7 protein-coding genes are annotated in these 11,542 nt (G+C 63.2%); all 7 read right to left on the bottom strand.

Annotation, left to right across the window (positions count from 1 at the left end; translation table 11 throughout):
* Positions 1–116 precede the first annotated feature (116 nt).
* Positions 117–1,448 (bottom strand): TIGR02679 family protein, encoded by a 1,332-nt coding sequence (locus tag RCH11_RS11655; RefSeq protein ID WP_327057178.1) that lies wholly within the window; start codon positions 1,446–1,448, stop codon positions 117–119.
* Positions 1,445–5,536, bottom strand: coding sequence for a TIGR02680 family protein (locus RCH11_RS11650; protein ID WP_327057177.1), 4,092 nt, complete (start codon positions 5,534–5,536; stop codon positions 1,445–1,447). Before RCH11_RS11650 ends, RCH11_RS11655 begins: the two co-directional genes overlap by 4 nt.
* Positions 5,533–6,702, bottom strand: a complete 1,170-nt coding sequence (locus RCH11_RS11645) for a TIGR02678 family protein (RefSeq protein ID WP_327057176.1) — start codon at positions 6,700–6,702, stop codon at positions 5,533–5,535. Before RCH11_RS11645 ends, RCH11_RS11650 begins: the two co-directional genes overlap by 4 nt.
* A complete protein-coding gene (locus RCH11_RS11640; protein ID WP_327057175.1) occupies positions 6,699–8,255 on the bottom strand; it encodes a TIGR02677 family protein in 1,557 nt (518 codons plus the stop codon). Before RCH11_RS11640 ends, RCH11_RS11645 begins: the two co-directional genes overlap by 4 nt.
* A gap of 121 nt (positions 8,256–8,376) precedes the next feature.
* Positions 8,377–9,399 carry a hypothetical protein gene (locus RCH11_RS11635; protein ID WP_327057174.1) on the bottom strand — a complete coding sequence of 341 codons (1,023 nt, stop codon included), beginning with the start codon at positions 9,397–9,399 and terminating at the stop codon, positions 8,377–8,379.
* Positions 9,396–10,595 (bottom strand): hypothetical protein, encoded by a 1,200-nt coding sequence (locus RCH11_RS11630; RefSeq protein WP_327057173.1) that lies wholly within the window; start codon positions 10,593–10,595, stop codon positions 9,396–9,398. Before RCH11_RS11630 ends, RCH11_RS11635 begins: the two co-directional genes overlap by 4 nt.
* Positions 10,576–11,190: a response regulator transcription factor gene (locus RCH11_RS11625; RefSeq protein WP_327057172.1), complete on the bottom strand. Its 615-nt coding sequence runs from the start codon at positions 11,188–11,190 to the stop codon at positions 10,576–10,578. Before RCH11_RS11625 ends, RCH11_RS11630 begins: the two co-directional genes overlap by 20 nt.
* Between the last annotated feature and the right edge of the window lie 352 nt (positions 11,191–11,542).

Here is an 11,542-nt window from a genome sequence, read left to right as displayed (position 1 = left end):
CATCCTCTCACTATCCAGAGACATCCTCGACGTTGCGAGCTGCGCCGGCAGCGACGTCACCGGACTCCACTGAGTTGTTTTTTCCGCACCGTCCGAATCAGTGGGTTTCCGCTTCGTCAGGACAACGGACCTTCCTCAGACCCTTCGAACGAGTGAGACCCAATCCGTCCGAATACTCGAGCCACTTCCTGAAGGTCGGAGATTAGGGCAGGGAGCACCTGTTCCTCTTCTACCTTGAAGCCGCCGGCTGTCATTGCCGGCTCGAGGGCAGGGTCCCAATTGGTTTTGACCGCACTGCCCTTGAGCGGAGGTAGATCGGTCAGTGAGGCGATGGCCTGGCGGTACGCTTCGGCGTCATACCGCCAGGGCTGCCAGTCGACTCGTTGCCCCAGAGTTCGCGCAATCGTGATGCCGCCCCAATCGAAGTCACCGTGATAGTGAAGTTTCGCTCCGCCTTCGGCCAGTGTGACGAGCAACCGGATTACGGCCGCCCCTGGCTGCCCGCTCACGCAGACGAGCGGCGGGCAGGATACTCCCAGTTGGTCGGCAGCAGCAGCGACGATGGCGGGGTTCTCGCACACGAACACTTCGGGAGGGATTGCTCCGATGCTCGTGAGGTTGAGTTGGCGAAGGGTGAGCAGGGCGGGCTGACCATCCCGGGCGAGCGCGGCAAGGGAGATCGCGGTGGCTGATTCCGTACCGCCCGGCAGTCCCAGAACCAGAACCATCGAGGACAGTTCGTCGATCACGATGCCCGCCGAAGCCCATGCTTCTCGGCGCCATCGCGCGGAGGTCGTGGGAGCGTCGGTTGTCAGAGTGCCGATGGCCGCCGCGAGTCGCATCGCCAGAGTTCCCAGGGACGTCCCGTTATCGAGGGCATGAGCATCGCCGACGATCCTCGCGGAGAACACCCCCAGCGATTCCCCTGCCGACGGAAGAGCGTCGGCGATCGCAATCAGACGGTTAGCTAGAACGTGCGCGTCGGCCACCGTCGCCGCGGCGCGTTTCAGCGCACCCGACCCGACGATGCCCTCCGTCCAAAGTGCTAGTTCCGCCCGGTCAGTGCCGAGCCTGTGAAGTGCTTGGCGGGCAGCAAGCCAGCCCTCCCGCTCGGCAATTCTGGCTTCCGGGGTGGTGACGGGGCCGGTGAGCGCGATCACAGCCGATTCGAGCCCGGCTGGCCAAGCGCCGGAGTTCAGCAACATCGAATTGATCGCGTCCAGTGATACGGTGACGGCCACTCCGGAGCGCACGGTGGCGCCCACCAGCCGCGCCGCAGCTGTCCGCTCGCTTTGGGTCGCCTGGGCTTTGACGATCTTGCCGGTGAGTGAGCCGGTGGCTTCCAGGCGGCTTCGCATGCGAGGAAGTAGCCAGGCCGTGTCCGGTGTCCCCAGCACTCGGCGGAGCCGGTCGAGGTTCCCGTCGGTGTTTGAGATGTTGTCGCTCACCAGATTGTGGATTCGTTGGTGGTGTTGACTTCGGTGACTTCTACACGACTTCGTTGATTCCCGTCCCAGCTCCAGAGTTGCACGAGCACCGCTGGTGTGTCTTGGAAGCGGGACAGTTGGGCGATCGACAAGCCCGGGACCTCCGCGTAGCAGCCCCATTCACGCTCGCTCGTCATAACCACGTCGAGGTCGAAGGCGGCGAGCAGGCCGAGGCAGCTCGCGCGGGCGTCATCATCGACGCCCGCGAACGCTTCGTCCAACATCACCAGCCGGGGCGCGTGCGGGTTCGTGGCGGTTCGGTAGTGCGACGACGCCGCCGCAAATAGCGGGATGCTGGCTGCAAGTACTCGTTCACCTCCCGACGCTGGTCCTGTGGCCGGTTTCCAGGCCCCGCCCTGATGTCGTTCGACGACGAAGTGGTGCCAGCGGCGGTAGTCGAGAGCGTCGTCGAGGTGGTCATACCAATTGCCGGTTTCGTCGCTCTCGCGTACCTCTTCGATGCGGGCTTGGAGGAATTCGCCGAGAGCTTTTCGATCGGATTCGTCCCAGACATCCGCGATCTTCGAGAGCCGGGCGCGGGCCTCAGCCAGACCGCTTGGACCATCGGCGCGTTGCTTCCACCGAACTCGGAGTTTCATTCCCGTACTGGTCGGTCGGCTGGCGAGCTCGGAGTTGACGTCGGCGATCTGGCGGTCCGCGTCACCGACCAGCTCGGAAAGATGGGCGCCGACCTCGGTGACCAGATGGTTCTCGATGATCTCGCGCTCTCGAGCGCCGAGGAGGGCGTGCCGGGCGGCGATGTCGGTGGTGAGCCACTCGGCCAGTTCGGGAAGTGAGGCTTGCCGGCCGGCGAAGACAACGAGAACCTGGTAACCCTCTTCGCGAGGGTATGACTGCGTTTGGTGGCCGTGGCGGGCGAGCGACTGCTGCAGGGCGCTGTATTCGGTGTGCACCTGAGCGAGCAGTCGGTCGAATCGCGCGTCGGTGCTGTCGGTGTCGGCCAGGGCGGCATCGATCGCCCGCGCGAGCTGCACGCCCTGCGTGACTGACCACTCGGTGTCTGGATCGGGTTGTTCAAGCTCGAGCACGGCGACCCGAACTAACCCGAGGGCTGCCGTCTTGCGCAGGGCGGCGACGGATACAACGCGAGTCGCGGCCACGTGCTCCAGCCTGGTGCGGGCCTCACGTAGCCGTTCGGACAGCAGCGCCTCGGCAGTGTTCGCTTTGGTGACCGCGTGGTACGCGCCGGGCAACGCTTTCTTCAGCGTTTCCAGGGCTACCGCGACAGAACTGACACGTTTTCGGTACTGCGCTACATCCTCACCGACACGCCCGAGGAGCGCTGAAGCTGAGGCCCGCCGCGCAATCGACTCCTCCGTCGCACTTCGTTGCTCGGTCCGAGATCGTTGGGCGGTCTCGAGACGTTCGGTGAGTCGGTCTTCCGTTTCGGCGAGCACGCGACGGGCCCCCGTGAGAATCTCGATGGCATGCCAAGAGGCCACTGCCGAGGTCGCGTAACGTTCGATCGCGGTGGCTCTCTGTTCGATCAATGCGGGGTCGGTGGGGAGGCCCAACGCTTGGGCATCAAAGACAAGTTCGTCACGACCTTCGGTAAGGGAGGCCAGAGCGCTGCGAACCCCATCACTCGCCTGCTCGGAGGCGGCACCGGCGCTGGCCACGCGGTCGGCGGCCAGAATCGCACGCTGACGGGCTGCATCGAGGACGGTGGGGGCTGGGAGAGCGCTCTGCTCGGCCTTAACCGTGGCCAACCGGGTGTCGAGTGCGCTCGATTCTGCCTCGAGGGATCCGATGGTCGACCGCAGTGCGGTCTGTTCCGTCAATGCGGTCTCGAGTTCGTGCGCACGCGCATCCGCTCGGGCGCTCTCACCGATGTATTGCGCGGCAGGTTTCGACCAAGCACCTCGGGCTGCGCCGATGCGATAGTCACCAGTGACGCTGACCCACACGTCGGACGACACCTCGGTGCCCTGCTGGAGAGAAAGGGCGCCCAGGACGTCGTCGACGACAGAGGAGTCGAGGTTGGACGTCGCGGGCAGTTCCACCTGAAGCAGGTCGCGGAGGGTCCTGTCGCCGATGACGGCGCCTTGCGGCTGGAAGACCAACTCGCCAGAGGGAGCGCGAAGCTCACCGGCCGGTTGGAGGAGCGCGGTAAGTAGGCCGGAGGCTTCGAGGGCAGCTTCCAAGCCGGCGCGGTCTACGTCGGGCACATCCTCGCGAAAACTCACCGCGCGCCAGAAAGCGAGGCCAGCGGAATCATCGCTCGGCCGTGAATACGCTGCTGGCGGTCGCACTATCTCGCCGCTCTGGAGCGCCCGGATCCGCTCATCGAGCGCGTAGTCCTCTTCTCGCAGGGCGGCGAGTTGCACCCTGAGCGCTGCTCGCAGTTCCGTCAGGGTCGAGTTCGTGCGATGAGCGGCCTCCGACAGTGCCAGGCGGACGGGGTTCTCACCGGCTCCGGTCTGTACCCAGTCGGTGAATGCGGTGAAGTCCTCATCGGGGATCGCGAGTTCAGTGAGCGATGCGAGGTAACCCTCGGTCTTCTGGATGTAGAGCAGTGCTTCGCTGCGTGCGGTCGCGTCGACATCGGCTGCGACCGTGACCGCCTGTGCGAGTCGCGAGTCTGTGCCGTCTTGGTGTTGCTTTGTACTATTGAGGTGACCGGCTGCCGTCTCGACGGCGGTAAGCAGGACATGCACTCGCAAGATGGCTTCCCGAGCGGACCGAAGGCGGTCGTTCGTCTCGGCGCGATCCGCGGCCAACCGCTCCGCAGGTGAACGACTGTCCTCGCCGGAGGTATCGAGGTGTGCGGTGTGAGCGTGTTGCTCGAAGCCGGCGTCGAGGGCGTGGGTGGCAACCTCGGCCAGCGATCCCTCGTGAATCGACTCCGCAGCCTGAACTCGTCCCTGTTCCTCGTCGACTTTCTGCTGGGCTAGCGTGAGGGCTTTTTCGGCGCGTGCGCCCTCGGATTCTGCGTGGTCTAGACGATCTTTCGCCCTGCGCGCCGCATCATCCGCTGATTTCAGTTGCGTTTCGATTTGCGCATACTCGCTGTCCCGCAGTGCTTCGCTTTCTGCTTCGCGAGCAGACTGCTGCTCAATCAACGAGTCGCGTTCAGCGACCGCGGTGGCGTGCAGATTCGCAGCCGTCGTCGTCTCAGCCCCTATCTCGATGATGAGGCGGCCGAGCCGGTCGTACTCCCCTTGAGCCTCACGCGGTGGCCGAGATTGTCGCTTGGCCAGGGCGCGGGCGTATCCGGAGTAGTGGGCGAGGAACGCCATTACCGAGCGGCGTGCGTCGGTGAGCTGTTGAAGCTCTTCGCGATCTTCGTCGAGCCCTCGAAGCCCTTCCGCAACGGACGCAATCAGGTTACGAGGGATGGGGGTGAGAGATTCGGTGAGCGCGTCGGAGAGCAATCTTTCGCTGGGACGTTTGGACAGTTGTGGCGCCCGAATCTGCAGGAGGAGGTCGATGAGGGCGTCGTAGCGACGCTCTCCGAGTCCGAAGAGTCGTTCATCGATCGCCAGCCGGTAGTCGCGCTTCGTGTCGTAGACGTGACCGGCATCGCCGATAGCTTCGGCCAGCCGCTCGCGGCCGAGCGCGAGCCGACCGGAGTCGATCAGGGACAATTCGTCGCGAATGCGTTGAGAAGTGATGAAGAACCAGGTCTTGGTCAGGCCGCGGCCGGTTGCCGCTTTGAGGCCGGCTCCGATGGTGATGAAGTGTTCGACGCCGTCCTCGTCTCGTCGGCCGAACTCCAGCCAGGTGTACCCGATCCGTTCGGAATGTGGGTACTCGCCGCCGAGGAGAAGGTTCCATTCCATGCGTTTGGCGGGGTCGGCATCTGGTTCGATCCGCCGCGCGGACGTGTCTCCGTCGAGGAGGAATGGCAGGGTGAGGGCGAGCACCTTCGACTTGCCGGCTCCATTGTTGCCTCGGAGCAGCAGCCGGCCGTCACGGAAGGGAAACTCCTCGTCTTCGTAGAAGAACAGATCGACGAGTCCGAGCCGAAGCGGCTGCCAACGCAGGGTGCTCGCTACGGGCAGGCCGGTCTGTGGCTGGGTTGTCATGGTCGTAGAGCTCCTGTGATGGTGGGCGCGTCGACAGCGAAGCGGGCAAGGGCGGCAAGGGAGCGGATTCCGCCGGGGATCCGTTCACAGACGTGAAGGGCCACCAACCGCGTCGCGGCGGTGGAAACGAGCGCGACTTCCGCGCCGGGCTCCTGGCTGCCCGCCCGCCAGAACGGGGCATACTCGGCCCCTACGCTGCGGATGTAGTCGGCCAGGTCAGCGAAGCTGTGCTCGGTTTGTTGTGATCCGGCGATGTGCTCGGCGATTAAGAGCGTCACGTGTCCTTCGGTGCCGCGGTCGGGCATTCGAAGGTCTGTCAGGTCGTCATCGAGGTCGACCATGGCAATACCTTCGGCGCGGATCTCGGGCATAAGGCCGGTCAGCTCGGTTATTCGCCGGCAGATTGCTGAGCGTTGGGATCGCAGATAGGTGCTCTCGTCTTCGGAGAGTTCAGTGAAATAGACCACCGGGTCGTCGAGCAGGCGACGCGTCAGCATGTGACGCAGGCGAAGGTTTCGCAGGTCTTCCGACGGCGGCATCCCGCGATCACGCATGGCCTCCAGCCGTCCGGCTAGCGTGGCACCGTCGACCATGGATGGTCCACGGCGGCTCACCAGCAGTTGGGACAGCACCCGGCGGGATACGTCATAGAGCACGTCCCCGGTGTTGTGCACGAATTCCTGCTCGTCACCGGCCACCCGACCGAGCACACCCCAGCCAAGGAGCATCTGCACAACTGCAACAAGGTCGCTCCGGTCGTCTCGCGTGATCAATCCGAAAGCGAAGCCGGAACGGGTCAGCTCGCTGGTGCCCCCGTAGAGGACCACTTGATCGGCGAGTCGTCCTAGCGAAATCTGGTTATCGCTGCGCTCGAGAGAGGCCAGGCAAAGCATGAGCAATACATACCGTCGCCGTGAGAAGGCCTGATCGTTTGCCCCCCGAATCGGATGTGTCGGATTGCCGATCGTCGCGGGTTCCTTGGCGAGGCGAATGACTTCCGAATCGACGTGAAGGGTCCACCCGGTGTTCGTGTCGAACCAGTCGCGAAGATCGGGGGCGTATTTCTTCGCCAGGCGAAAATCATCACCGCTTGCCGAGCGAACAAGCGGGCGCATCAGCAACGCACGCGCTGCCCGCTGACGGTCGTCGATCCCAGAGGCGCTCACGAGTCGAGGTCGCTGATGTTGATGAGATGGTTGGAGCCGTAGAGGACGCCGCGCTCTGTGCGGATGGCGACAAGTTCGGCGTCCGGCATGGTGGTCAATTCGATTCGCATGGTGCCGTCGCTCGAAGTCGTCGAGGTGCTGTCCTCGCCCGGCCGCTTGCTGACCAGCGCATCACCGAGCAGGGCGAGGAACAGGCCGAAAGCAACACTGTCGAGACGAGCGATGGCGGCGAGCTCGATGGTTCCGTGGGTGGCAATCTGCTTGCGTGCCTCGGCTATCTGTTCCGCTTCCCGTTGCGCTCGAAGGGCGAGCATGGCGCGGTCGGCGGACCGGTCCACAACCTGGTTGGGGCGGCCACGTCGCTCATAGCTGGCCGTTCGCCGAAGCTGCGGTGAGATACGTAGTGGAGGGGCGGAAGCCCAAGCGACTCCGGTCAGGCCGGATCCGTCTTCCCACAGCTGCCGCGTCTCGATGTCGATTGAGAGGTGACGGGCGGAGTACAGCCCGAACGCGGCCCGCCACAGCGCATGCCGGTCGTCATCACTTTCCGCTTCCTGGAACCACTCGGCCAGTCGAAGGTAGTCACTCGAACGATCCGAACGTCCCGACCGTTTCGCATTCACGGCCCGGACCACATCGAGAAGCGCGGGGATCGCAGCCAAAGCACTGAGGCGCAACAATTTGGACTGACTATCTCGGCCATCGGTCGCGACAAACCACGCTTGAAGCCCGCGCCAGCGGTTCGCCCACAGTGCGAACAGCCGTTCGCTCTCTCCCAACGCGGCACCATCGTCAGAATCAGGGGCGACCGAGGCCGCGTCCCGTTCGGCCAGGGCCGCCAGAGCACGGTCGATGCGAACCTGATCCGCTGACAGGAGGAGCGAGGCAATTTGCGGGCCTCGCACGGTGAGGTCGTGGATGAACCGTTCCAGGTACTCGATCAGTCGGTTCTTGTAGGCCGCGAACGCATCTTCGTCGATGTCGGTCAGATCGATAGTTCGCTGGAGAGACCCCATGAACGCGCTCGCGTTCTCCGCAAGGTCATTGAATCGCTCAGTGAGGGCGGTTAGGGACCGTTGCAGCTTGCCCAGATCGAGTACCTCTTCGTCGATGAGGGCCAATACCTCCTGAAGACCTATCGCGATGTCATCGAGGGCAACGGCCTGAAGTGCTCCGCGACGTCCGAGAGCGTCATCGAAAGTGCGAAATGCTCGCTCGACGGCTTCGCCCTCGTGGCTGAGCTGGAAGAGTTGCCGCCGTCTGTAGAAGTCTTCGACCACGGTGACCCGGCCGGTGTCCGGAGAGGCGATCAAGTTGCCCCAGCCAACGAGCGAATCGAGCGCATTCGTGACGACCGTTTCATCGACCCGCGTGCCACCATCGATACGAAGCTCGTGCATGAGGTCGTCCGGTCGCAAGTGCACCTGAAAGCGCTCCTTAGCGCCGACGAACAATGTCAAGATGCGACGGTAGAGCGGAGAGCCCGGTGCGGTCGCGTGGCTGAACACGCTGAACGACGCTTCGGTGTGTATCAACTCGGGCTCATTGGACATCGATGTCTAGCTTCGCAGAGAACGCCGACGTTGAGGATGAGTCCAGAACAGAATCACGGCAGCTCGACCAGCCAATGCTTATGACGGGCTTGAGTTTCGAGGCGCTACCCTTGGCATCCGGTCAGCGGACAAATCCTTCGCGGCTAACCTCGAGAGTTTCGCTTGGGCCACCTGCCTCGCGGGTAATTGTGGCGAGTACCTCCCTGTCTATCGGTAGAACGCGGGCGGTTAGTCGGCCGGAGGCGGTGTCGTGCAACTGTTGCGCGACCGCGGCTAGCAGCCTCTCGTGAACTTCGGCTCCGACGACCTCGCTCAAGTCGTCGCATCCGCTGTCATCCAGCAGGGTTACTTCGATTCCGCGGGACCGCGCGGCCTTGGTTTCGGACATGACGGGTTCGCGGTCGAGTGATCGCGCCCGAACGCTGTCGCGGAGACTCGCCTCCAGAAGCAAGCAGGATGCTCGATCTTCGTCGCTGATTGGGCTTTCGGCGGATAGTCGCTTCAACATCGCGGTGGTTGAGCGATCAAGATGGGCTGTTCTTTCCATTCGCGTCTGGATCGACGCTTGCCCTTCGGCGGCGAGGCCTTCCTTGTGGAGTTGCACGCGGTGGAGTGCCGAGATTTTCGCTGATGTGCGGGTGAATCCGAGGTTAAACAGTGTGCCGATCAGGAGCACGCCAGCCTCCCTTTCGACAAGTGAGATCCCTACGCCGATTCCGAGTCCGATCAGGTTCGACCAGAGCAGGGTGACTGCCCACATGCCGGCCAAGCCGGCCCAGGCCCACCCGGGTCGGTTGCGCAGCGCAAGGAAGAACATGAGGAACCCGTCGGCACCGAAGTGCCATGCGCCATACCCGAGATTCGATGATGCCGGGAGGGTGAAGGACATGAGTGTGGCAACGACAGTTGGAACGGCAGCAATGATGACGGTTGTCACGAGCGGAAGGGTGTCCCCTGGTATCGCCAGTGCGACCGCGGCAGCACAGGTCAGTAGCAGCGCGCTGAAGTCGAGGGCGAGGTTGGGAAGTGGGTTGAGGATGGCTAGCACGATCTGTGTGCCGAGGAACAGAGTCATCACAAGCCAGGCGGAGACGCTTCCCAATTGAAGAACGGAACTCGTGCCGGTGAGAGGTTGAGTGGTCACGGACGCTTCCAGCCCAGAACGACATTCGTTCCATCAGCGGTTGACTCTACCGAAGAGTATCCCCCGGGGTGTGCCGCCATCCGACCGGTGATGCTCACGGCGATGCCCAGTCTTTCGCCACCTACGCGGGATGCGATGAAGCCTTGACCGGAGTCGCACAGCCGCACTCGGGCGTCGACGGACGAAAGGGTCACTTCGACAGAACGGGAGACCTCTGGATGGCCTGGCTTCGGTTTGGCGTGCTGCAAGCTGTTTCGCAGGCCCTCGGCTAGCGCTTCGCTCATCGCCGATGCGATGGCCGCATCGATGGGAAGTGCGGAGAGGAGGGCGACCTGCACCGGGACTCCAGTGGCAAGGTCGTTGACAGTCGATCGGAGTCGGGCAACGAATTCGAGCGCGGTGTAGGGCTTGGTCCGTATCCTTCCGCTGGAGAGTTCCTCCAACTTCTCGAGGGCTGCGACGGCTTGCTGGCGGAGCATGGCATCCGCACCGTTGGATGGGCGGGCGGCTGCGAGAAGAGTGGCGATGATGTCGTCATGCACGAGGGCGTTGAACCGAGCGTCCTCGCGTTCCGTTGCCCGATTGCGAGCTTCGCGGATAGCTTCATCGGTCGCTGAGGTCGCCGCGACGTCCAGCTGCCCGGCGATTCGTCTGGTGGTCTGGATAAGGGCAAGAAAAATGATCGAGACGAGCAGCATGTAGAGGGTGTCCTGAAGCGCGATCGCTGCGTAGCCGCCGCCGCCGGAGACAAATCTCAGGATGCCGCCCCCCAGGCAGACCGCCACCGTGTAGATGCCTGCCACTCGGACTGACCAAGCCAGCGCCGCCATCGAAGTGGGAACGGCTATGAGGCCCAGTAGCCAGGGTGAGGCCGAGAGGGGCATGACCGAGACTGTCATGTTGGGGATCCACAGCGTCAGAGCAATGGGGAAAACGACGGCAGTGGTGGCGGCAAGCGCACGAAGGACTGCAAGGGGCGAAACAGCGGCGAACACGGCGAGCAGAGCCGGTGTCCCCCAGAGGATCGCCATCGCTGCGTAGCCGTACCAGGGGCGAATATCCGTAGTCTCTCCCAGGGCTGCTTGAACTTCCAGAAGGTTGAACACAGTCCCGCCGAGCCCGACCGCGAGTGAGAGCGTACGGAACACCCGTTCTGAGGCGAGTGGCGAAGATGTGTTATTGGATGTCAGGGACAATTCCGTCTTCTTCTGCACGGCGAAAGAGATCTACCCGGGAATGCGCCAGCCGGCCGGCCCTCTCATATTTCGCGCGTATCCGGCTGACATAGTCCGCGATCGTATTGGGAGACAATCCCGTCTGGAAAGCGACCGACTGAGTTGTCTGCCCGGCTGCGTAGTAAGAGAGGATCTCCCGCTCGCGAGCGCTCAAGCCTGCGTCCGCCAGATCGAGGGCTGCGTCCAGGGCAGCAGCCCAATCCGTCGATGGAATCGTTTCACCGGCAGCCGCTCGTCTGATCGAGGACAGCAGTGTCTTAAGGGGTTCCGACTTCCGCACCATGCCGAGCACACCGGCCCGAGCGGCGGCGCGAATGAGTCGCGGATCTTCCCCGGACGTGAGGATCAGAACGCCAGCCCCGAGCCGCCTTATGGCATCCACGTTTTCCCTCGGCGACGTGCCATCAGAGAGGCGTAGATCCAAGACCACAAGATCAGGCTGGCATTCGCTGGCAATTAGTTCAGTGACAGTAGAGACGGCGGCCGCGAGTTCGAGATCCGGATCGCCCTCCAGCAAGTGGGTGAACCCCGTGAGGGCCAGTTCATGGTCGTCCACGAAGGCAACACGGATGGCTGCTCGAGGGTCGGTGGATGCCGCTGGGCACATGTTGTCTCTTTCGGGCGATACAACAAGAACAGCTGAATTTAGTTGAATGCTATCTCACTTTTTCCGACCGAACCCAAGCCTCGACCACCCCCATTCAGGTGCCATTGAAAGAGGGGAATGGTGAACAGATCACCGTGCTGCCACGCTATGTGAGCATTCGTGCCTCGTAGCAGTGCCGCTCGCAGGAATCTGGCCTAAGTCGACCACACGAGATGCAGGTTGCGCCATGGGTAAACATCCCCATGGTCTGGCCTCGTCAGCCGACATAGATTCATGCCGATCCCCGCCAGGGCAATTGAGA

Origin of the sequence: Glaciihabitans sp. GrIS 2.15, from assembly GCF_035984695.1 — a bacterium.
GTDB lineage: Bacteria > Actinomycetota > Actinomycetes > Actinomycetales > Microbacteriaceae > Lacisediminihabitans.
The sequence above is the reverse complement of the archived record's forward strand: the minus strand, read 5'-3'. Positions and strand labels throughout refer to the sequence as shown.

Excerpts from the sequence above, each read along its gene's own strand:
- RCH11_RS11640 (WP_327057175.1), bottom strand. The coding sequence starts at position 8,255 with ATGTCCAATGAGCCCGAGTTGATACACACCGAAGCGTCGTTCAGCGTG.
- RCH11_RS11650 (WP_327057177.1), bottom strand. The coding sequence starts at position 5,536 with ATGACAACCCAGCCACAGACCGGCCTGCCCGTAGCGAGCACCCTGCGT.